Annotated in this window: 19 protein-coding genes; 8 read left to right on the forward strand and 11 right to left on the reverse strand. The window is 64.5% G+C overall.

Annotation, left to right across the window (positions count from 1 at the left end; translation table 11 throughout):
• Positions 1-93: 93 nt before the first annotated feature.
• The 7 genes from B0G62_RS17395 to B0G62_RS17430 form a co-directional block, all read right to left on the reverse strand.
• Positions 94-768, reverse strand: a complete 675-nt coding sequence (locus tag B0G62_RS17395; protein WP_103705464.1) for a response regulator transcription factor — start codon at positions 766-768, stop codon at positions 94-96.
• A gap of 39 nt (positions 769-807) precedes the next feature.
• A complete protein-coding gene (locus B0G62_RS17400; protein WP_103705465.1) occupies positions 808-1,773 on the reverse strand; it encodes a LysR family transcriptional regulator in 966 nt (321 codons plus the stop codon).
• A gap of 196 nt (positions 1,774-1,969) precedes the next feature.
• Positions 1,970-2,359, reverse strand: coding sequence for a hypothetical protein (locus B0G62_RS17405; protein ID WP_103705466.1), 390 nt, complete (start codon positions 2,357-2,359; stop codon positions 1,970-1,972).
• A gap of 249 nt (positions 2,360-2,608) precedes the next feature.
• Entirely contained in the window at positions 2,609-5,128 is a 2,520-nt protein-coding gene (locus tag B0G62_RS17410) for a TonB-dependent siderophore receptor (protein ID WP_103705467.1), read from the reverse strand.
• A 118-nt stretch (positions 5,129-5,246) separates the two neighbouring features.
• A complete protein-coding gene (locus B0G62_RS17415) occupies positions 5,247-6,314 on the reverse strand; it encodes a FecR domain-containing protein (protein WP_103705468.1) in 1,068 nt (355 codons plus the stop codon).
• Positions 6,311-6,826: a sigma-70 family RNA polymerase sigma factor gene (locus tag B0G62_RS17420; RefSeq protein ID WP_103705469.1), complete on the reverse strand. Its 516-nt coding sequence runs from the start codon at positions 6,824-6,826 to the stop codon at positions 6,311-6,313. The genes B0G62_RS17415 and B0G62_RS17420 overlap by 4 nt, the downstream gene beginning before the upstream one ends.
• Before the next feature lie 497 nt (positions 6,827-7,323).
• On the reverse strand, positions 7,324-9,465 hold the full coding sequence (locus tag B0G62_RS17430; RefSeq protein ID WP_103705471.1) for a TonB-dependent receptor: 2,142 nt from the start codon (positions 9,463-9,465) through the stop codon (positions 7,324-7,326).
• 551 nt (positions 9,466-10,016) lie between these two features.
• On the opposite strand from B0G62_RS17430, the gene B0G62_RS17435 reads away from it, so the two are divergent.
• From B0G62_RS17435 to B0G62_RS17445, 3 genes are read left to right on the forward strand one after another with little or no spacing between them, the layout of a single operon-like run.
• On the forward strand, positions 10,017-10,769 hold the full coding sequence (locus B0G62_RS17435; protein WP_103705472.1) for a PIG-L deacetylase family protein: 753 nt from the start codon (positions 10,017-10,019) through the stop codon (positions 10,767-10,769).
• On the forward strand, positions 10,766-11,461 hold the full coding sequence (locus B0G62_RS17440) for a 4-carboxy-4-hydroxy-2-oxoadipate aldolase/oxaloacetate decarboxylase (RefSeq protein WP_103705473.1): 696 nt from the start codon (positions 10,766-10,768) through the stop codon (positions 11,459-11,461). The genes B0G62_RS17435 and B0G62_RS17440 overlap by 4 nt, the downstream gene beginning before the upstream one ends.
• Positions 11,436-12,614, forward strand: a complete 1,179-nt coding sequence (locus B0G62_RS17445; protein ID WP_103705474.1) for a 4-oxalomesaconate tautomerase — start codon at positions 11,436-11,438, stop codon at positions 12,612-12,614. Before B0G62_RS17440 ends, B0G62_RS17445 begins: the two co-directional genes overlap by 26 nt.
• 63 nt (positions 12,615-12,677) lie before the next feature.
• Here B0G62_RS17445 and B0G62_RS17450 read toward each other — a convergent pair whose 3' ends face one another.
• Together B0G62_RS17450 and B0G62_RS17455 are read right to left on the reverse strand one after the other, a co-directional pair.
• Entirely contained in the window at positions 12,678-13,937 is a 1,260-nt protein-coding gene (locus B0G62_RS17450) for a LysR family transcriptional regulator (protein ID WP_103705475.1), read from the reverse strand.
• Complete coding sequence (locus B0G62_RS17455; RefSeq protein ID WP_103705476.1) at positions 13,934-14,641, reverse strand: GntR family transcriptional regulator; 708 nt, start codon at positions 14,639-14,641, stop codon at positions 13,934-13,936. The genes B0G62_RS17450 and B0G62_RS17455 overlap by 4 nt, the downstream gene beginning before the upstream one ends.
• A 330-nt stretch (positions 14,642-14,971) precedes the next feature.
• Between B0G62_RS17455 and B0G62_RS17460 the strand changes: the two genes are divergently transcribed.
• From B0G62_RS17460 to B0G62_RS17480, 5 genes are all read left to right on the forward strand, one after another.
• On the forward strand, positions 14,972-15,829 hold the full coding sequence (locus B0G62_RS17460) for a gallate dioxygenase (protein WP_103705477.1): 858 nt from the start codon (positions 14,972-14,974) through the stop codon (positions 15,827-15,829).
• The gene (locus B0G62_RS17465) at positions 15,829-16,188 is read left to right on the forward strand and encodes a protocatechuate 3,4-dioxygenase (RefSeq protein WP_103705478.1); all 360 of its coding nucleotides are present in this window, start codon (positions 15,829-15,831) and stop codon (positions 16,186-16,188) included. Before B0G62_RS17460 ends, B0G62_RS17465 begins: the two co-directional genes overlap by 1 nt.
• Positions 16,189-16,329: 141 nt before the next feature.
• The gene (locus B0G62_RS17470; RefSeq protein WP_103705479.1) at positions 16,330-17,673 is read left to right on the forward strand and encodes an MFS transporter; all 1,344 of its coding nucleotides are present in this window, start codon (positions 16,330-16,332) and stop codon (positions 17,671-17,673) included.
• 110 nt (positions 17,674-17,783) lie between these two features.
• Positions 17,784-18,857, forward strand: a complete 1,074-nt coding sequence (locus B0G62_RS17475; RefSeq protein ID WP_103705480.1) for a porin — start codon at positions 17,784-17,786, stop codon at positions 18,855-18,857.
• Between the two features lie 161 nt (positions 18,858-19,018).
• On the forward strand, positions 19,019-19,312 hold the full coding sequence (locus tag B0G62_RS17480) for an antibiotic biosynthesis monooxygenase family protein (protein ID WP_208624235.1): 294 nt from the start codon (positions 19,019-19,021) through the stop codon (positions 19,310-19,312).
• A gap of 22 nt (positions 19,313-19,334) precedes the next feature.
• On the opposite strand, the gene B0G62_RS17485 is transcribed toward B0G62_RS17480, so the two are convergent.
• Both B0G62_RS17485 and B0G62_RS17490 read right to left on the reverse strand, forming a co-directional pair.
• Positions 19,335-20,450, reverse strand: coding sequence for a CmpA/NrtA family ABC transporter substrate-binding protein (locus B0G62_RS17485; RefSeq protein ID WP_103705481.1), 1,116 nt, complete (start codon positions 20,448-20,450; stop codon positions 19,335-19,337).
• Between the two features lie 33 nt (positions 20,451-20,483).
• Positions 20,484-21,059 carry an ANTAR domain-containing response regulator gene (locus B0G62_RS17490; RefSeq protein WP_103705482.1) on the reverse strand — a complete coding sequence of 192 codons (576 nt, stop codon included), beginning with the start codon at positions 21,057-21,059 and terminating at the stop codon, positions 20,484-20,486.
• Positions 21,060-21,091 lie beyond the last annotated feature (32 nt).

Here is a 21,091-nt window from a genome sequence, read left to right on the forward strand (position 1 = left end):
ATGAAAGAAGTTTTATTTATCGACTGGTTTTTTTAACAAAAAGGACAACGAAACGCTAAATTAAAACTTTTATTCGCTATTACATTCCATTATTCAACCAAGCAGATAGCCGGAGCCGCGTATCGTGCGGATCAGTGACGGCTCGCCAGGCGTATCCACGCGATTGCGCAGCCGGCCAACATGCACGTCTACCAGGTTAGTGCCGGGATCGAATCGGCCACCCCATACACCTTCGAAAATCATCGTGCGGGTGAGCACCTGGCCCGCGTGGCGCATCATGAATTCGAGCACGCGCAATTCGGTAGGACGCAGGCGTAGCAGTTTGTCGCGGCAGGTGAGCTTGCGCTTGACCAGATCGAGTTCGATTGGGCCGACACGCAGCACCGTTTCTGCCGCAACCGGACGCGTGCGGCGGCGCACGAGCGCTTCCACGCGCGCGGACATTTCATCGATCGAGAAGGGCCGCGTGAGGTAATCGTCGCAACCGGCGCGCAGGCCTTGAATGCGTTCTTCGACGCCCGTGGTGGAACTCATGACGATCACGGGCGTTTCGATGCCCACGCCGCGCATGGTGGTGACGATGGTGAGGCCGTCGAGATCGGGCAGGCGGCGCTCAAGTGCGACCACGTCGTAGTCGCCCGCCATTACCATGGCGATGCCTTCGCGGCCGGAGCGTGCGACATCGACAGTAAAACCCGTCGAGGCGAGCATGGGGACGACGCTTTGCTCGGTTACGGCGTCGTCTTCGATGGTCAATATTCTGGGCATGGCTTTCCAGGTATCGTGACTAGATGATCACACGGCCAATCAGGCGGCAAACTGCGCTACCGCGCGTAGCGTGTGCGGCATGGCGTGCGCAGCAGGAATAGGGTGACTCTGCGAGGGATGCGAGCGGAACTGTTCGACCGCGAAGTCGATAAAGCTGCGCACTTTCATCGTGAGGTAGTTGCGGCCCGAGTACACGATCGAAACATGCTGCATGCCGCCGTTCACGTCATACGCGTTGAGCACGGGCAATAGCACGCCGCGCGCGATATCGTCGGCGACGAGCGGCAAGGGCAGCAGTGCGATGCCCATATCCGCAAGCGCCGCCGCGCGCACGGTGGCGCAGCTGCTTGCCGTGAGCGGGCCGTTGACGTTCACGCGCTGCACGCCTTCGGCATGGGCGAATTCCCAGCTGCGCGGCGCATCCGATACGGCGAGCAGATCGTGCTGGGCGAGGTCGGCGGGTGTGCGCGGCATGCCCTTGCGCGAGAGATAGGCGGGCGTGGCGACGACCAGTTCTTTCACTGACGTGAGCTTGCGGCTCACGAGCGAGGCGTTGACCTGCTGACGGTCGGTGGCGAAGCACACGTCGAAGCCGCCTTCGATCATGTCGATGTGGCTGTCGTAAGCGGTCACGTCGAAATCCACGCGCGGATTCACGCCGCGATAGGCGCCCAGCAGCGTGCTCAGCGCGCCGCTTGCAAACACCGAAGGCGCGGCGATGCGCAGCACGCCGCTCGGGTCGCGCGTGGCGCGGACGAGTTCGGACTCCACTTCGTCGAGCTTGTCGATCACGGCGCGGCAGCCGTCCAGATAGAGACGGCCCGCTTCGGTCAGTGACAGACTGCGCGTGGAGCGATTCAACAGGCGCATGTTCAGATGCGCTTCGAGCATGCCGACGCTGCGCGTGACCGCCGCAGCGGACATGCCGAGTTGCTTGCCCGCGAGGCTGAAACTGCTCAGATCGACAACGCGCGTGAAAACGCGCATGGCTTGTAGCTGGTTCATGTGGCGAGTCCGTGCCGGTAAAGGCGAGAATGCTCAGGGCGGCGCGCAGCATGCCCTGAATGGAAGGGACGAACGGGTTCAGCGCACGCGTGATAGATCACGCATGACGGCGCTTGCCCGCTCGTGCTGCGCGCGGGTCCGAATTCACGAGTTGAACAGTTGGCGCGGCGGATTATTCCGCTGCGCCGCGCGATGCCTAGTTCGGCAATGCGTGCATGGGAATGCGCGCCTCGCGCTGCGCGGCGGCTTCGTGCGCGCTCAGTGCGTCTTTCAGGCGCTGCATGCTTTCGGTGGGAATGGCGAAGCCGGCCCAGCCCAGGCCGGTATGGCGCAGAAACACCACGGCGCCGTCAAACAGCGGATTGCGTTCGGTGTACCAGCACGGATCGATTTCGAGCACGTATTGATGCGAGCGCAAAGGCTGCTCGGGCACGGCGGGGCGCATCTGCGCGCGCAGTTTGCTCAACTCTTCGATGAGGCCGTCCACGTTGGCCGTATCGAGCAGCGCGGCGTGGCCGTCGATTTTCACGCTGACCGCGTGTTCGCCATATTCATTGATGAGTTCGACCGACATCGGCTTTTGCATGGTGCATTCCTCGCAGTCCAGAAACTGGAAGGAATTATCGGTTCCGGCCCGGCGTCGGTGTTTTAAGTTGCCGCTCACTCAACATGAAAACTAATTTAAAAAACGGCGAGCGGCGGAGAGATTTTCGCCTGTGCAGAAGGTGGGATGGCGCGGTGCGCAGGCCTTAACAGCGGGGATATTCGCGCGTTAAATGACAGCCGTGTCATGTAACGCGCGGGCATGAAAATAATCCGCAATGGACTATTGCATTTACCAGCGATAATTCAACCCTGCGAATACCTGACGGCCGTAACCATACGCACAGTAATTACCGTAATAACACGACGCCACGTAAGTCTTGTTCAACAGATTCTGCGCGTTGACATAAACCTCGGCGCCTTTCAGACGCGGAATGGCGTAACCCAGGTCGTAGCGCAGCGCCGCATCGACCAGAAAGAAACTGCGCACCTGGAAGCTGTTGTCGGTGCTATAGGTCGCGCCCGTATAGCGTCCGCCGCCGCCGAACGACAGTCCCGCGAGCGGGCCGCCATGAATCGTGTAATACGCCCAGAGCGACGCCTGGTTCGACGGAATCGCGGCAAGGTGCTTGCCTTGCAGGCCGCTGTTGTCCTTCGTGTAAATCGTGTCGAGGTACGTATAGCTGGCGGAAACGTCGAGCGAACGGGTGAGACTCACCTTCGCTTCGAGTTCGACGCCGCGCGAGCGCGCTTCGCCGGCTTGCGACTGATAGTTCGGATTGTTGGCGTCGGTGGTCAGCAGGTTCTTGCGCGTGAGATCGAAGATCGCCGCTGTGAACAGTGCGTTGTAATGCTTCGGCTGATACTTGATGCCCAGTTCGTACTGGCGACCGCGCTCGGGGTCGAAGGCCTTGCCGTTGATGTCGGTGCCCGACTGCGGAACAAAGGACTCCGAATAACTGAAATACGGCACGATGCCGTTATCGAACAGATAGCTGATGCCGCCGCGCCACGTGAAGGCGTGATCGTTCTGCCATTGACGCGTGTTGTCGGTGATGCCGTTGGTGACCGTGTTGGCCCAGTCCTGGCGCACGCCCAGCGTCACGAGCATCTTCTTGTAGCGCAACTGGTCCTGCGCGTAGACGCCGTATTGATTACTGCTCGACTGGGTTCTCGTGAGCGCGGGCGCATCGACGCTCGCGCCGTACACGGGGTCGAACACGTCGATCGAGGGCGCGCTGCCGTAACCCAGCGCGTAGTGGGTGGCCATGTGCTGGTAATCGAAACCGGCGAGCACCGTATGATCGACGGGGCCGGTGGAGAAGTTGCCTTCCACCTGATTGTCGATGGCGAACGAATTCGTCTGGTCGTTCGAGACGATCGAGGCGCGGTCCAGCGTGCGGTCATCGTCTTCGAGACCGCTGCCGTAGACGCTCGCGTAGTCCTGGCTGATGTGATAGTAGCGGGCGTTCGAACGCACCTTCCACGTATTGTCCAGCGCGTGCTCGAACTGATAACCCACCGCTTCCTGGGTGCGGCTGAAGCGCTCGAAGCTGGCCTCGCCGTCGTAGAAGCTGCGGCCAATCGTGCCGAGCGGGTTAAACAGCACGCTGCCGACCGCGGGCACGCTGCCATAGGACGTGCTGGCCGGATCACGCTGATAGAGCGCGTAGAGCGTGAGCGTGGTCTTGTCGTCGGGGCGCCACGTGAACGAGGGCGCCACGGCGACGCGCTCGTTGCGCGTGCTCTCGACCTGGCCGTCTTCCTGTCGGCCGATCGCCGTGAAGCGATAGAGATAGTGCTGGTCGCCGGCGATCGGGCCGGAGAAGTCCATCGTCGCCTGTTGATGGCGATCGTTGCCGAACTCGACGCCCACTTCGTGATACGGCTGCACGGTCGGCAGCTTGCTTTCCTGATTGATGAGGCCGCCCGCGTTAGCCTGACCGTAGAGTACGGAAACCGGGCCGCGCAGCACGTCGATGCGGTCCATCAGATATGGATCGACCTGCGGCACCGAATACATGCCGTTCTGGATCTGCTTGAGGCCGTTCCAGTAGGTGTCGGCGCTGAAGCCGCGAATGTTGAGCATGTCGTAACGCGTGGCGATGCCGCCGCGCGTTTCGGTGGTGACGCCCGCTTCGTAGCGCACGGCCGCGTTGAGCGTTTGCGCGTTCTGCTCGTTCATCTGGTCGCGCGTGACCACGGAGATCGACTGCTGCGCCTCGACGATGGGCGTGCCGGTCTTGGTCCCCGTCGAGCTCCATTTGGCGACCACGCCTTCGGTCGGGCCATAAGGGCTGTCGTTCTGCGCGGCGACTTTCACGGTGGGCAGCGTGGCATCGGCGGCGGGAGTGGGGGTATCGGCAACGGCGGCGCGCGGGCGCACGAGCCAGATGCCGGTGCTGCTTTGCGCGATTTCCAGCTTCGTGCCGGCGAGCAGTTTGCCGAAGCCGTCGGCCACCGAATAGCTGCCTTGCAGACCCGCGCTCCGGAGTCCATCGACGAGGCGCGCATCGAGCTGCACCGTCACGCCGGCCTGCACCGCGAAGTCGGAGAGCGCGGTGCCGAGCGGCCCGGCTGCCACGTTATATGGCTGGCTTGCCGCGGCGGTGGCGGCGGAAGCCGATGCCTGGGCGGCAAACGCGACCGGAGCGGCGCAAAGCCCGCCTAGCGCGAGGCTGGCCGGAATGGCGCGCAACGCCAGCGCGACGGCGGCGCTGCGCGTCGTAAGCATGACAAAGCGCTGGCGGCGCTGGCGGGCGGCGGGGCGCGCAACGGGCTGAATGGCGCGGCGGGGCCGGCGTGCAGACATGGAAACTCCTGATCAGGCGGTGTGTGTTGAATCGGTTGATACGTGCTTGACACGCGAAATCAGGAAAGGGGACACGGGCGCGCGAATTTTTTTAAGTCGCGCCGTGGAGAGGGGAAATTCAGGCTGCGCTGCCCGGTTGTTCCGGTTGCGGACCCGGCACGACCGTCACCCAGTAGCGTGTGCGCCAGATCACCTGCACGGGCAGCGTCTCGGGCAGCGCGGCGAGGATGTTGTCGGTATCGGCGAGCTGGAAGGCGCCGGAGATCGGCAGATTCGCCACTGCCGGGTCGCAGCGCACGAGGCCTGGCCGGTAGCGGCTCAATTCGTCGAGGAAATCGGCCAGCCGCACGCGCTGCGCGAACAGCACGCCATGCGTCCAGTCCGCGCCGTGCGGATCGGCGCTCGCGAGCGGCGCAATGCTGTTGGCCGTGAAGCGCGTCTGCTCGCCGGCGCTGACGATGCGCGCGAGATGCGGCGCGTCGGCGGGCGTGACTTCCACCGCGCCGTGGAACACGGCCACATGCGTGCCGTTGTCATCGCCCGCGTCATGCACGTCACGCACCACGAAGCGCGTGCCGAGCGCGCGGATGCGCCCGTCGCCAGTCTGCACGATGAAGGGCCGCGCGCTCGCTTGCGGGTCGGGCGCGGTTTCCACGAGGATCTCGCCCGCGTCCAGGCGCACGCGCCGCTCGTGCGCGTCGAACGCCACATCGATCGCGCTGGCCGTGTTCAGCTCCACGCGCGTGCCATCGGCGAGGACCAGCGTGCGGCGCTCGCCTGTGCCCGTGCGCGCGTCGGCGCACCAGATGCGCCAAGGCGTCGTGCGCCACGCGAGCCAGCCGGTCGGCCCCGCGACCAGCAGCAGGCTCAGGGTCTTGAGCGCGGCGCGTCGGCGCGCCTGATCGACTGCCGCACGCGGTTTGCCGCGCTCGGCGCGCGCGAGCGCGGACATGCCCACCTTCGCGGGCAATAAGTCGAACTTCGCATTGAGCCGTTCGGCGCGCCGCCACGCGCGCGCGTGTTCCGGATTCGCCGCGCGCCAGCGCGTGCAGGCGTCGATGTCCTCGGGCGTGGGATTGTCGGCGAGCCGCACGAGCCACTCGGCCGCCGCGCGCGCCACGGCGCGCTCCAGCGGACGCGGATCGTCGTCGGCGTCCCCGGCGGGGCTATCGAGGCGCGCGTTCACAGCGCCATCATCAGGCAGGCTTCGAACGCGTCCGCCATATAGCGTTTGACCGTGCGCACGCTCACCTGGAGCCGCTCGGCGATCTCCGCATAGGTCAGGCCTTCGAGCTGCGCGAGCAGGAAGGCCGTGCGCGCCTTCGGTGCGAGGCTGTCTAGCATGGCATCGACTTCATGGAGCGTTTCGAGGATCACGAGGCGCTCCTCGGTGGACGGCGTCTGCGGTTCGGGCAGTTGCGCGAGCGCGGCCAGAAAGGCTTGTTCCAGCGACAGACGCCGGTAGTGATTGAGCAGCACGCTGCGCGCGACCGTCGTGAGATACGCGCGCGGCTCACGCAGCTCGGGCGCGCCCAGGCGTTCGTGCGCGCTCAGGATGCGCAGGAAGGTGTCGTGGGCGAGATCGGCGGCCTCGAAGGCATCGCCGAGCTTGCGGCGCAGCCAGCCATGCAGCCAGCCGTGATGGTCGCGATAGAGCGCGTGCACCTGCTGTTGCGCGTCGATCAGGACGGCGGACATCGAGCAAACCCCTTTTTTCCCCACGCCGCTGACCGTTGAAGTCGATCGATCTATGCGACATAAATAAGAATGATTTGCATTTATATCGCGATGTTACGGTTTGTGCAACAAAAACCGTGAAGGATTCTGTTTTGCGGTGCGCCGCGTCCACAAACAGCTGTTCTGTTTGGATTCAATGACTTACCTGCACGTCGAGCGCGCTGGCGACGCGGTTGGCCAGCGGCAAACAGAGCTGGCAGCCCGTCAGCAGGAGCAGGCGGGGCAGTGGGTGGCACTACGGGATAAGAGGGCAGACTCCATCGCCCCATGCCTCCAGCGTTCTTTACACCGCTTTTCCCTGCGGGCCGTGCGCTGGTTATCGGCGGGCCTGTTCCCGAGGGTGCGGAGTTACCGGCGACATTGACAGTAGAGGCCGTGCCCGCATTGCCGCAGAAACTAAAAAACCCAGCCGATAAAGGCTGGGCCAATGACGAAATTCAAAGCAGCAACAAACAGAATCAGAAGTCCGTCGTCATCGAGAACAGCACCGTGCGCGGTGCGCCCATCGTCAGATAGCCGCCGATCGCCGAACTCCAGTAAGCCTTGTTGGTCAGGTTCAACACGTCGGCGCGGAACGTCGTGTCGCGGCCAAGGATATTCGTCTTGTACCGCGCGCCCAGATCGACCGTGTCCCAGGCCTTGATCGACAGCGTGTTGGCCGCGTCCAGGTACTGCGGCCCGGTGTGCGTGTAGCGCGCCGAGAACGTCAGACCCTGGACCCACGGCAGGTCGTATTCGGCGCCGAGGTTGAACATGAAGCTCGGCACGCCGATCGGATGATTGCCGTCCGTCGAGCCGGTATCCAGTTGCACCGCGTTGATGTAGGTCGCGCCCGCGATCAGGCGCACGCCCTTGTACACCTCGCCGAACACCGATGCTTCCACGCCGCGATGGCGCTCGTTGCCGTCCGCCACGAAGTAACCCGCGCTATTGGTGTAGCTCTGCGGCTTTTCGAGCTGATACAGCGCCAGTTGCGCGCCGTACTTGCCGGTGTCGTACTTCGCGCCTACTTCGTACTGTTTGGTGCGCTCGGGCGCGAGCAGCGCGCCATAGTTCTTCGCGCTCGTCGGCGCCTGGTCGCCTGCCGAGAGCGATTCGCTGCGGTTCGCGTAGAACGACAGGTTCTCGGTCGGCTTGAAGACGAGGCCGAATAGCGGCGTCGTGATCGAATCGTTGTACGCCTCGGTCTGCTGGAGCGTCGACGACGAATACGCGTTCGACAGGATTTCCTGGTGACGCACGCCGACGGTGAACAGCACGCGGTCATGGAAGAAGCCCAGCGTGTCCGACGCCGCCACGCTGCGCATCAGGTTCAGCGCCGTGATGGGAGGATTGCCATCGAGTCCCTGCGAGTAGTACGCCGAAGCCGGCGAGGCCACTTGCGGCGTGTTGTAGAGATCGGTGTTGAAGCTGCCCGACATGTTCCACGCCGACTGCGTGTTGACGCGCACGATCGATGCGCCCGCCGTCACGAAGTGGCTGACGGGGCCGGTGTTGAAGTGGCCGCGCACGCCCACTTCCGCCGAGGTCGCGTCTTCCTTGCGCGGCACGTACATGCGCGTGGCCGTGGAGAGATCGGGGTTCGTGTAGTACGGCGACGAGTACTGGCCGGACTCGTTGCTGTGCCGCACGCCGCCTGCCACATAGGCCGTCCAGCCCGGCTGGAAGTCGTATTCGGCGCGCAGGATGCCGACCGTGTCCTCGGTCTGGCTGGACGACCAGGTCTGGCCGTAGTTGTAAGTGGCCGACGGCACCGTGGGGATTTCCGTGCCCGAAACGTACACCACGGGTCGGCCGTCGCCGACGTGCTGACGTTGATAGAGCAAATCGCCTTCGAGGCGCAGCTTGTCGCCGCGCCAGTCGAGCGCCACGGCGGTCTGGTTGTTGCGGCGGTGCTCGCCGTCGATGCTCGTTTCGCCGTCGCGGTTCGCCTGGTTCACGCGAATGCCGAACTGGTCCTGGTCGCCGAAACGGCGGCCCACGTCGATATGCGTGCCGAACTCGCCCGAGCCGCTGCCTTCGAGGGTGACTTCGGTGAGCGGCTTGTCGTCGGCGCGTTTGAGCTGCAGATTCACGCTGCCGCCGATCGAACTGCCGCCCGGCGCCGCGCCGTTCAGAAATGCGCTCGCGCCCTTGAACACGTCCACGCGCTCGATAGCGGGCGTTTCCACCATCTGGCGCGGCGTGATGCCGTAAAGACCGTTGAGGGAGACGTCGTCGCTGTCGAGCTGGAAGCCGCGGATGACGTACACCTCCTGGAAGTTGCCGTAGCCGTAGGCGGTGCGCACCGCGGGGTCGTTCTGCAGCACGTCGGCGATCGTGCGGGCCTGCTTGTCCGCGATGGCTTTCGCGGTGTAGGTCGTCATCGAGAACGGCACATCGATGTTCTTCTGCTGGCCGAGCATGCCGAAGTTGCCGCCGCGCGCCACCTGGCCGCCGCCGAAGGTCGGCGCGAGGTCGCCGGGCAGCACGTCTTTCGCGGCCTGCACCTTCACGGTGGGCAGCGTGGCGTTGGTGCCGGTCGCGGCCTCCGTCGCGCCGCTTGCCTGCGCGAAGGCGGCGGCGGGCAGCGCGAACGCTACGGCGACCGCGGCGAGCATCGCGCGGCGGCTGGCGGGCAGAACGGGGTGGGCGGGGTGAGCGGTTCGGGCGGAAAAAGCAGACAGCGCGGCCGCATCGAGGCGCGGCGCAGGACGGCGGGTTACGGACATAAATAAGTTCGAAGCTTAGGGTCATGCAGCCGCCTCGCGAGACCAGCGGTTCGTGGGCGGACGTATCGTTTTGGGTTGCTCGGGCATCTTGTCGATGCACGGCAGGCGTATTCTCAAAAGTATGCGGATTGTATCTATGAATGAGAACGATTGTCATTCGCAAAAATGCTGTCAATAGATCTATTCGGTGTTTACGCAACACTTTCAGGACCGCACGGGCCGATGCGCGCCTTCTCCATAGTGCGACGACGTCCTCTTCGTTCGTTGCATCAGCAACGTTCCGGCATCGAAAACGCGTGCCAGAGCAACGTTCGGAGGCCGGTTTGGACGGGCCGGAACAACCTGCGGCAAACCCCGGCGATAAACAGTTTCGATGGCTTTGAGCGGCAGTTTCGGTACACCGCCCGCGAGGCCCAAACCTACAATGGGGCATCGTGACGATGACGCTGGGTGAACCGGAAATGACTGAAAAATCGATGCTCGTGGTGAGCGCGCATAGCGCGGATTTCGTATGGCGTGCGGGTGGCGCAATTGCGCTGCACAAGAAGAACGGCTATCGCGTGAAGGTGGTGTGCCTTTCGTTTGGCGAGCGCGGTGAATCCGCGAAACTGTGGCGCAAGGGCGGCGAGATGACGCTCGATAAGGTGAAGGCCGCGCGTCGCGAAGAGGCGCTGGCCGCAGCCGAAATCCTCGGCGCGGAAGTGGACTTCTTCGATCTGGGCGACTATCCGCTGCGCGTGTCCGACGAAGCGCTGCTGCGTCTCGTGGACGTCTATCGCGATGTGCAGCCCGCTTTCGTGTTGAGCCATTCGCAGAAAGACCCGTACAACTTCGATCACCCGCTCGCGATGCACGTGGCGCAGGAAGCGCGCATCATCGCCCAGGCCGAAGGCCACAATCCGGGCCAGAAGATCGTCGGCGCGCCGCCCGTCTATGCGTTCGAGCCGCACCAGACCGAGCAGTGCGAATGGGTGCCGAACACCTTTCTCGACATCACCGAAGTGTGGGACGTCAAGCGCCGCGCGATCGAATGTATGGCCGGTCAGGAACATCTTTGGGAGTACTACACGCGCGTCGCGCTGCAACGCGGCGTGCAGGCCAAGCGCAATATCGGCATCACGGCAAAGCGCGACATTCAATACGGCGAAGGCTATATGCGCCTGACGCCCGCTGTCGTGGGAGATCTGGCATGAAGCGCGGCGTCGTCGTAACCGATATCCCGCGCGCGGACGCGCGCGACCTGGCGATCCTGCAGGCCGCAGGATCGGCTACTGTGCACGAGGCCCAGGCGCGTCTGGGCCTGCTGGCCACGTATATGCGGCCGATCTGGTCCGGCGCGGCGATTGCCGGTTCGGCGGTGACGGTGCTGATGCCGCCGTCCGACAACTGGATGCTGCACGTGGCCGTCGAGCAATGCCGCCCCGGCGATGTGGTCGTGGCCGCGCCCACCTCGCCCTGCGAGGATGGTTACTTCGGCGACCTGCTGGCGACCTCGATGAAGGCGCGCGGCGTGCTCGGCCTCGTCATCGACGCGGGTGTGCGCGACGTGCGCACGCTCAAGGAAATGAACTTCCCGGTATGGTCGAAGGCGGTTTCGGCACAAGGCACCGTCAAGGAGACGCTCGGCTCGGTCAATGTGCCGGTGGTGTGCGCGCAGCAGATCGTGTATCCGGGCGATGCGATCGTCGCCGACGATGACGGCGTGGTGGTCGTGCCGCTCGCAAGCGTGCCGAAGGTGGTGGAAGCCACGCAGGCGCGCATCGCCAGGGAAGAGAAGACGCGCGCCGTGCTGGCGGGCGGCACGCTCGGCCTCGACTACTACGCGATGCGCGAGCGTCTGGCCGAAAAGGGCCTGCGTTATGTGCAGTCCGCAGCGGATCTCTGATCGGGAGGGCCGGCCGGTGGTATCGACACAAACAGCGACACAAACCCCGCCTCGAAGCCAAACGCGTATCCGCTGCATGCTGATGCGCGGCGGCACGTCCAAAGGCGCGTATTTTCTGGCCTCAGATTTGCCGGCCGATCCGGTCCTGCGCGACCGCGTGCTGCTCGCGGTGATGGGCTCGCCCGATCCGCGCCAGATCGACGGCATCGGCGGCGCGGACCCGCTCACGAGCAAGGTGGCGATCGTCGCGCCCTCGACGCGTGCAGACGCCGAAATCGACTATCTGTTCGCGCAGGTCGTGGTGAACGAGGCGCGCGTGGATTACGGCCAGAATTGCGGCAATCTGCTGGCCGGCGTGGGCCCGTTCGCCATCGAGCGCGGTCTGGTCGATGCGCGCGATGGCGTCACGCCTGTGGCGATCCACATGGTCAACACCGGACAGATCGCGGTAGCCAAGGTGCCGACGCCGGGGCGCGTCGTGCAGTACGAAGGCGACGCACGTATCGATGGCGTGCCGGGCACGGCGGCGGCGATTGCGCTGGCGTTTCGCGATACCGCCGGCTCGACTTGCGGCGCGCTGCTGCCGACCGGCAATCTGAAGGACACGGTGGAAGGCATCGACGTCACCTGCATCGACAACGGCATGCCGCTCGTGCTGATGCGCGCCCAGGATCTTGGCCGCACGGGCTACGAGACACGCGAGCAACTGGACGCCGATGAAGACCTGAAGGCGCGTATCGAGGCGATTCGTCTGGCCATCGGTCCGCGCATGAATCTGGGCGACGTGCGCGAGCGCACCGTGCCGAAGATGTGTCTGGTGGCGGCGCCGCGCGACGGTGGCACGATCAGCACGCGCAGCTTTATTCCGCACCGCTGTCATGCGTCGATTGGCGTGTTGGGCGCAGTGAGCGTGGCGAGTGCGGCGGCCTTGCCGGGCACGGTCTGCGATGGCCTGGCTGTGCTCGAAGAGGGCGCGGAGAGTCGCGAAACCGGGCGTGTCGTCGTCGAGCACCCGACCGGTGAATTCACCGTGGAGCTGACGCTCGCGCGCCGCGATGGGAATGTCGAGATCACTGGCGCGGCGCTGTTGCGCACCGCGCGCTGGTTGTTCGACGGCGTGGTGGCGATCCCGCAGTCAGTTTGGACTCCATAGCGTATTTATCGCCTGAAAACCGTCGCGCCGATTGTCGATTCGATCAGCGCGCCAATCATCCGTTCAGCCGCCCAGGCGGCCTTCCACCACCCGCACCGCAGGCGCGACTTCCGCGACCGCAAGCCGTATCGCGTCGATCAACGCGCGTGCGCCCGGCGAAGGTACGCTATCGGCGCGCATCGTCAGCCCGATCTCGCGCCGCGTGTTGTGCAACGGCACATCGAGCACCACCAGATCCCCTGCCGCGATTTCATAGTGCAATTGCTGCGCCGACAGCGCGGCGATCATGTCCGTGCCCATCAGCAGGCCGCGTATCACCGCGAGATCGGCGGTCTCGACGGTCGGCATCGGCGGCTTGAGTTTCAGGCGCTTGAATTGCGCCTCGAACAGCCCGCGCGCGGGCGAATACAGCCGCGAGACGATCCATTGCGCGTTGCGCAGATCGCCCACGCTGAGGCCGGTCTTTTGCGCGAGCGGATGGCCGCGCCGCGCGAGCACGACCATGTCTTCGGCCATCAGGCGCTCGTTGGCGAGGCCGCTGGCCGCATCGTTTTCGCGCAGCGCGCCCAGCACGAAATCGACATCGCCCGCCCGCAAGCCCGCTACCAGCAATTCATAGGCGCTTTCGTCCGTGACCACGCGCACGCCGGGATGCTGCGCGCTCAGGCGCGCGATGGCGGCGGGCAGGATCAGCGTGCGGCCAAGCGGCAGCGCGCCGACCGTCACGGCGCCCTGGATATTGCCGTGCAGCGCGGCGATGTCGTCGGGCACGTGGCGCAGTTCGTTGAGCGCGCGCCGCACGTGCAGCAGGAAGGTCTCGCCTTCGGCGCTCAATTGCACGCCGCGCGGGCTGCGGTGGAACAGCGTGACGCCCGAGCCGCTTTCGAGCACGCGCATCGCGCTGCTCACGGCGGGCTGACTGATGCCGAACGCGCTCGCGGTGCTGGGCATATGCCGATGGCGCGCCAGCGCGACAAACAACTGAAGCCGCCGTGTGTTGAGCATCCACGCGGGCAGCGCGCCCTCGGCAAGCGCGCGGCGGCGGGTCTGACGCGCCGCGCACCATTGCGCGAGTACTTCGAGTTCGCCAAAGATGCGCGCGCAACGATCCAGCACGACGCGGCCCACGGCGGTTGGCAGCATCCCCGACGGTTTGCGCTCGAAGAGCGGCTCGCCCAGCGCGGTTTCGAGTTCCTGCACCGAGCGCGTGACGGCCGATTGCGCGCGATAGAGCGCGGCGGCAGCGCGCGTGGCGCTGCCCGTATCGGCGACGAGGCGAAACGCGCGCAAATGCGCGAGATTGAGCAGATCGGCGGGATTCACGCGGCCCCCGCGATCAGATGCAGATGCTCGACCGAGAGATTCAGACTCTCCTTCGAGATGTGCGTGTGCTCCTTCATGAGCGCCTCCACGCGCGCGCCTTCGCCCTTGAGTAGCGCGCCGACGATGGCATGGTGCTGGCGGTGCGCGTAGGCGAGCATCATGTATTGCTGCTGGCGCGCCGCATCGTCGAACACGACCGTGGCCGGCGACACGAAGGGAATCTTGTCGTTGAGTCCCAGCGCGGCGCTGACCGCATGATTCTGCGCGGCTTCGACGATCAGCGCGTGAAAGCGGCCGTTCATGTCGGCGTAGCGTGCTTCCGCGTCGCCGCCGAGTGCGCCCGCGCCCGCCTGGAAAATCGCGTCGCCTTCGCGCAGACAGTCCTGTAAAGCACGCGCGAGCGTGGGGCTTGCGCCGCGTTCGGCCACGCTGCGCGCGGCAAGGCCCTCGAGCACGCCGCGCACGTCGATGGCATTGAGCACGTCGGTCACGCTGAAACGGCGCACGATATAACCGCGCGCGCCGGAGCGTTCGACCAGCCCTTCGGTCGCCAGTACGCTCAGGGCATAACGCAGCGGCGTGCGCGAGATGCCAAGGCTCCCGGCGAGATGGGCTTCGACGAGCCGCTGGCCCGGCGCGAGTTCGCCCGAAAGGATGCGCGTGCGCAGTGCCTGGACGATGGTTTGCTGAGTGGTCTCGTTCATGTCGATGTCCCGCCAGGCGGTGCGTGGGCAGCCTTGCGAGTTCGTTCTTTTGCTATCTGTTCCGTTTATGAGGCGGTTGCGGCGCACTTATGGGATAGATGGCGCGCGACCCGATTCAGGATACCAAAAACCGTTGCGGCGCGCGGGTTTCGCGGCGGACCGGAAGACCTGAAGCGTCGGATGGGCCGCTTATTGCGGGCTAAAGCGCGAAATCCAGTGGTTAACCCTTACTTCCGGCGTAAACCGCCATTCTGTAACTTCGTATCCCAAGAGGTCGGCTGGCGTTATAGCGCGGTGCGACCCCAAAGTAATCGGACGAGGGCAACAAGCATGGCAAGGATTGTGGGCGGCATCGGTACTTCGCACGTACCGACGATCGGCATGGCGTACGACAAGGGCAAGCAAAACGAACCCGCATGGGCGCCGCTTTTTCAAGGGTACGAACCGGTGGTGAAGTGGCTTGCCGAACGCAAGCCGGACGTGCTCGTGATGTTCTACAACGACCACGCCAACAGTTTCTTTTTCGACTGCTATCCGACGTTCGCGCTGGGCGTCTCGCCGCAGCACGAATTCGCCGATGAAGGCGCGGGCAAGCGTCCGCTGCCTGATATCGCCGGTCATCCCGAACTCGCGATCCATATCGCCGAACAACTCGTCAATGACGAGTTCGATCTGACGATCTTTCAGGACAAGCCGCTCGATCACGGTTGCAACTCGCCGCTTTCGCTGATGCTGCCGCATGACGGAGGCTGGCCCACGGCGCTCGTGCCGTTCGAGGTCAACGTGCTGCAATATCCGCTGCCCACCGCCAACCGCTGCTACCGGCTAGGTCAGGCGCTGCGCCGCGCGATCGAATCGTTCGAGGAGGATCTGGACGTGGTCGTGGTAGGCACGGGCGGCCTATCGCATCAGGTGCACGGCGAGCGCAGCGGCTTTAACAACACCGACTGGGACATGGCGTTCCTCGACCTCATCGTGAACGACCCCGAGCGGCTCGCGAAGATGAAGCACGTGGACTACGTGCGCCTGGGCGGCGCGGAAAGCGTGGAAACGATCATGTGGCTCGCGATGCGCGGCGCGCTGGCGCCGAAGATCAAAGAGGTGCATCGCAATTACTACCTCGCGACCAGCACGGCGATGGCCGTGACGATCTACGAAAACGATATGGCTACCGGGGAGGGCGCGTGATGAATCCGCAACTGGAAGGCATTGAAGCGCTCACGGGCACCTATCCGTTCGACATCCGCCAGAGCATCAAGGCGATGCGCCTGAACCGCTTCTTCTGGATGATGCGCACGCCCGCCGCGCGCGAATTGTGGTTGAACGACCGTCAAGCCGCTTACGACGCCGCTGCGCTCACCGCAGGGGAACGTGCGCTCGTGGACAACACCGACTGGCTCGGTCTCGTGCAGTACGGCGTGTGCTTCTTCGTGCTGGAGAAGTTCGCGCGCGTCGTGAAGATCACCAATCTGGGCATGTACGCCTGCATGCGCGGCGAAACGCTCGAAGCGTTCCTGAAGACGCGCCAGGTGCCCGACGCGGTTTGATGGCCGTTTCAATCGACTGAGTCGCAGCGGGCGCGAGCAATCCCGGCGCACAGCGCCCGCCATTTCACACGCAGTCTGTAACACAACACTCCTGAGCCGACGAAGCACAGGAGCGGGGAAAAACTAACTTCGGAGACACGCATGAACTCTGCTGATGCAGTGGATATCAAGGGCTTTATCGACGCCCGAAAAATGTCGGGCTTCCAGTGGCTCGTCCTCGCCCTCTGTTTTCTGATCGTGACGCTCGACGGCCTCGACACGGCCGTGATGGGCTTTGTCGCGCCCGTCGTCATGAAGGAGTGGGGCATCGCGCGCGCCGCGTTCGGCCCGGTGATGAGTGCGGCGATGGTGGGTCTCGCGATAGGCGCGCTGGTCGCGGGACCGTCGGCGGACCGCATCGGCCGCAAGAAAGTGCTGCTCGGCTCGGTCGCGTGCTTTGGCGTCTTCAGTCTGCTGTGCGCGTTCGCGAACACCCCGGGTCAACTGGTCGCGTTGCGCTTTCTCACCGGTCTCGGCCTGGGCGCGGCAATGCCCAACTCGACGACGCTGCTCTCCGAATACGTGCCGTCGAAGAGCCGTTCGCTGCTGCTCACCATCATGTTCACGGGCTTTAACTTCGGCTCGGGCGCGGGCGGCTTTGTCGCGGCGGTGCTGATTCCGCACTTCGGCTGGCGCGGCGTGTTCGTCTGCGGCGGCGTACTGCCGATCCTGTTCGTGCCCGTGCTGCTGGGTCTGCTGCCGGAATCCGCGCGCTTCCTGCTGGTGCGCCGCTTCTCCGCCGAACGCATCGCCGCCACGCTCTCGCGCGTGAGTGGCCATCGCTTCGCCGCGGACACGCGATTCACTTCGCCGGAACCCGCCGTCGCGGCCAAGGCGCCCGTACGGATGCTGTTCGCGGACGGTTATGCCATGAGCACGTTGATGCTGTGGGTCACCTACTTCATGGGACTCCTGATTATCTATCTGCTCACCGGCTGGCTGCCGACACTCATCAAGGACGCTGGCCTGCCCGTCGAACGCGCGGCGGCGATCACCGGCATGTTCCAGCTGGGCGGCACGGTGGGTGCGATTGTCGTGGGCTTCGCGATGGACCGGCTCGACCGTAACGCCGTGATCGGCGCGGCTTATCTGCTGGGCGGCGTGTTCATCTTCGCGCTGGGCATGGGCACGCTCAAATCCGGCATGCTGACCGTGCTGGTGGCTTGCGCAGGCTTCTTCATGAGCGGCGCGCAAACAGGCCTCAACGCACTGGCGCCGACCTGCTACCCGACCCGCGCCCGCGCGACCGGCGTGAGCTGGATGCTGGGCTTCGGCCGGCTTGGCGGCATTCTCGGCTCGTTTGTGGGTGGCGTGCTGCTGTCGTTGGGCTTCAGCTTTTCGACGGTGTTCTCCGTGCTGGCCGTGCCTGCTCTTGTGGCTGCTGCGGCGATCCTGCTCAACCGTCTCGCGCTGCGCTTCATTACCGTGCCGGTCGCGGACGCCTGAAGCGCGTCGCCGCCACACAATCGGCCAATACCAACAAATACCAACGATACGATTGCTATCCAAGACAGGAGACCTGGACCGTGACGAAAAATAAGCAGTACATAAAGAATATGGCCGTGCTGGCGGGGATGATCTGCGCAGGCCCGGTGTTCGCGCAGAGCAGCGTGACGCTTTTCGGGATGATGGACACGGGCATTACGTACGTGAGCAATCAGGGCGGCCACAGCAATGTGAAGATGGACGATGGCGTGAACGGCCCGAACCTCTGGGGCTTGACCGGCACGGAAGATCTGGGCGGCGGCAGCAAGGCATTCTTCCAACTCGTCAACCAGTTTCAGATCGACAACGGCAGCTTCATGCCGAACAAGAGCCTCTTTAGCCGCACGTCGATCGTCGGTCTGAGCAACCCTGTGTACGGCAAGCTGTCGCTGGGTAACCAGTACGACTTCATGACGGACTCGCTCTACTTCGCGGGCGACGATCCGGCCGAACTCTCCGGCCACTTCTACGACTTCCGCGCGGGTCCGTTCGACAAGCTCGCGCTGCCCAGCAACGCCACGGGCGCGTTCGACTGGGACCGCATGGCGGGCGAGACCGTCAACAACGCGGTGAAGTATGTGTCGCCGACCTTCGGCGGCTTCAGCGCGGGGGCGATGTATAGCTTCGGCAACGTGGCGGGATCGATCGGCACGGGTAACGGATCGAGCTTCGCGTTGAACTACGCGCATGAGAATTTCAGCGTGAATGCGGCGTACACGAACCTTAAGTACGTGGTGACCGGCGAAGGCGACGTGAGCGTGCGCAACTGGGGCATCGGCGCGCATTATCGCTTTGGCGGCTGGACGACCAACGCGCTCTTCACCACCGTGCATAACTCGTATAACGGCGGCTCCGTGTACGAAGGATCGGTGGGCGCGCACTATTACTTCACCCCGGCCCTGAGCGCAGGCGCGTCGTATATGTACATGAAGGGCAACGACGTGGTCGATAATAATCACGCGCATCAAGTCGCGGCTATCGTCGATTACGCGCTGTCCAGGCGCACCAGTGTCTATGTGCTCGGCGTGTACCAGCGTGCGAGTGCGGGTGGCTATGCGCAGATTAACGGCATGAACAGTTCGGATGGCGCATCGAGCGGGCAGACCCAGACCGTCGCGCGCGTGGGCCTGCATACGAAGTTCTGATTGTTCTCTCCCGGATGGCGGCGCGGGCGGGCGCTCGCCTGCGTCGCCACAAGCAATCGGAAAGGCGGGCAGACGCCGATGCGTGATAACGTGGCGTGCGCGTCAGCTTTCGGCGAAGGCGCACTATTCCGACGAATCAACGAGAAAGCAAGGAGCAGAACGTGGTCTACGAAATGGCACATATCACGGTGTTGGCGGGCAAGAACGCCGAATTCGAAGCGGGCGTGACGCAGGCGCTGCCGCTTTTCCACCGCGCGCGCGGCTGCCGCGGCGTCGAACTGCAACGCGGCGTGGAAGAGCCGAACCAGTACGTGCTGGTCGTGCAGTGGGAGACCATCGAGGACCATATGGTCCACTTCCGCGAATCCGACGACTTCCAGGAATGGCGTCGCCTCGTCGGCCCGTATTTTGAAAAGCCGCCGGTGGTGGGGCACACGGAAGTGGTGGTGAAGTAAGCGGCGCGGGCGGCGTTGGGGTTCAAGCCTTGAGCGGAAACCCTTCGACATACGCCGCCGCGTTTTCTCCATCCCAAGCCCGTCCGTCGATAAAAACCGGCTTCGGCGAAACCATCGGCACCTTTACCCCGATCGCCGCAGCGGCCTGCCGATAAAGCGTCGTCTGATTCAACGCTTGCGCAATCGCCTGGTAGTCTTCGCGCCGCGCCATCATCCCCCAGCGCTCGAACTGCGTGAGAAACCAGATTCCTTCGGACTCCAACGGATAATTCACCGCGCCGTCCTCGAAAAACTTCATATCGGGCGTGCCCAAACCCGTTTCCCCTTCGAGCACGGAAGCGATCAAATCCGCATCCGCACCCAGCATTTCAGGGCGCGCCAGCCATTGGGCGATCTCGGCGCGATGCCCTGCGCCGTCGAGCCAGCGGCACGCTTCCAGCATGGTCTGGACCAGCGCGCGCGCCGTGTTCGGATAGCGTTCGACGAAATCGCGACGGCAGGCCAGCACTTTCTCGGGATGATCCGGCCAGATCTCGCCGCTGCGCACCACGGTGCGCCCCATGCCGCGCCGCTGCGCGAGCGTGGGCCAGGGTTCGCCCACGCACAGGCCGTCAAGGCGCTCTTCGGCGAGCGCGGCCACCATCTGCGGAGGCGGAATCACCACGCTCTCGATATCGCGCAGCGGATGCACGCCCTGCGCGGCGAGCCAGTAATACAGCCACATCGCATGTGTGCCGGTCGGGAAAGTCTGCGCGAATACAGGTTTGCGCCCGAGCGCGCGCGGCAGCGTGCCGTGCTGCGCGAGCGCATCGGCGAGCCGGTTGGACAGCGAGATCGCCTGGCCGTTGCGGTTGAGCACCATCAGCACGGCCATGTCCGTCTGGGGGCCGCCGATGCCGAGCTGCACGCCGTACACCAGCCCGTAGAGCGAATGCGCGGCGTCCAGTTCGCCGGCCAGCAGCTTGTCGCGCAGCGCCGCCCACGAGGGCTGGCGCGAGAGTTCGAGCGTGAGGCCGTGCGCGTGGCCGAACTCCAGCAGCTTCGCGGCGACGACAGGCGCGGCGTCGGCGAGCGGCACGAAGCCGATCTTCAGATGGGTCTTTTCGGGCGGCGCGGCCGCGTGCCTGGATTCGTTCATGAGAGTCAACGCTTCAATTCGGGGCAAGCCTGGTCAATGTTCGGACTGCGCCGCCGCGACGATCTGGCGGGCGGCTTCGGCAAGCTTGAGGCTCTGGTTCATCGCGCGCTTGCGCAGCATCGCGTAGGCAGCGGGCTCGGTCATCTTCTGCTGGTCCATCAGGATGCGCTTGGCGCGATCGATCAGTTTGCGCTCGGCGAGTTCGTTTTCGGCTTGCGTGAGGCGTTCGCGCAACTGCGCTTCCTGGGCGAAACGCGCGAGCGCGACTTCGAGGATGGGCGCGATGCGCTCGCCCGCCAGTCCTTCGACCAGATAGGCGGTCACGCCCGCGTTCACGGCCGAGCGGATCAACTGCTGGTTGGCGTCGTTGCTGAACATCAGCACGGGGCGCGGCGCGGTGGCGTTCATCACGGCGAGCTGTTCGAGCGTGTCGCGCGAGGGCGATTCGGTGTCGATGATGATGACGTCGGGCCGCTCGCGCTCGACGACGCGGTGCAGCGCCTGCGGCGTCGCGGGCTCGGCGAGCATGTCGTAGCCGAGCCGCGCGAGCGCGTCGCGCAGATCGCCGATGGGCTTGTCGGTGTCGGTTACGAGCAGGACGCGCAGCATGGTGTTTCGTGGGTCGATGGCATCTGGGGTTC

Source organism: Paraburkholderia eburnea (genome assembly GCF_002917095.1).
GTDB classification, from domain to species: Bacteria; Pseudomonadota; Gammaproteobacteria; order Burkholderiales; family Burkholderiaceae; genus Paraburkholderia; species Paraburkholderia eburnea.

Coding starts and splice junctions, on each gene's coding strand:
- B0G62_RS17395 (WP_103705464.1), bottom strand. CDS start 768: ATGCCCAGAATATTGACCATCGAAGACGACGCCGTAACCGAGCAAAGC.
- B0G62_RS17400 (WP_103705465.1), bottom strand. CDS start 1,773: ATGAACCAGCTACAAGCCATGCGCGTTTTCACGCGCGTTGTCGATCTG.
- B0G62_RS17405 (WP_103705466.1), bottom strand. CDS start 2,359: ATGCAAAAGCCGATGTCGGTCGAACTCATCAATGAATATGGCGAACAC.
- B0G62_RS17410 (WP_103705467.1), bottom strand. CDS start 5,128: ATGTCTGCACGCCGGCCCCGCCGCGCCATTCAGCCCGTTGCGCGCCCC.
- B0G62_RS17420 (WP_103705469.1), bottom strand. CDS start 6,826: ATGTCCGCCGTCCTGATCGACGCGCAACAGCAGGTGCACGCGCTCTAT.
- B0G62_RS17430 (WP_103705471.1), bottom strand. CDS start 9,465: ATGCTCGCCGCGGTCGCCGTAGCGTTCGCGCTGCCCGCCGCCGCCTTC.
- B0G62_RS17435 (WP_103705472.1), top strand. CDS start 10,017: ATGACGCTGGGTGAACCGGAAATGACTGAAAAATCGATGCTCGTGGTG.
- B0G62_RS17440 (WP_103705473.1), top strand. CDS start 10,766: ATGAAGCGCGGCGTCGTCGTAACCGATATCCCGCGCGCGGACGCGCGC.
- B0G62_RS17445 (WP_103705474.1), top strand. CDS start 11,436: ATGTGCAGTCCGCAGCGGATCTCTGATCGGGAGGGCCGGCCGGTGGTA.
- B0G62_RS17455 (WP_103705476.1), bottom strand. CDS start 14,641: ATGAACGAGACCACTCAGCAAACCATCGTCCAGGCACTGCGCACGCGC.
- B0G62_RS17460 (WP_103705477.1), top strand. CDS start 14,972: ATGGCAAGGATTGTGGGCGGCATCGGTACTTCGCACGTACCGACGATC.
- B0G62_RS17465 (WP_103705478.1), top strand. CDS start 15,829: ATGAATCCGCAACTGGAAGGCATTGAAGCGCTCACGGGCACCTATCCG.
- B0G62_RS17470 (WP_103705479.1), top strand. CDS start 16,330: ATGAACTCTGCTGATGCAGTGGATATCAAGGGCTTTATCGACGCCCGA.
- B0G62_RS17475 (WP_103705480.1), top strand. CDS start 17,784: ATGGCCGTGCTGGCGGGGATGATCTGCGCAGGCCCGGTGTTCGCGCAG.
- B0G62_RS17485 (WP_103705481.1), bottom strand. CDS start 20,450: ATGAACGAATCCAGGCACGCGGCCGCGCCGCCCGAAAAGACCCATCTG.
- B0G62_RS17490 (WP_103705482.1), bottom strand. CDS start 21,059: ATGCTGCGCGTCCTGCTCGTAACCGACACCGACAAGCCCATCGGCGAT.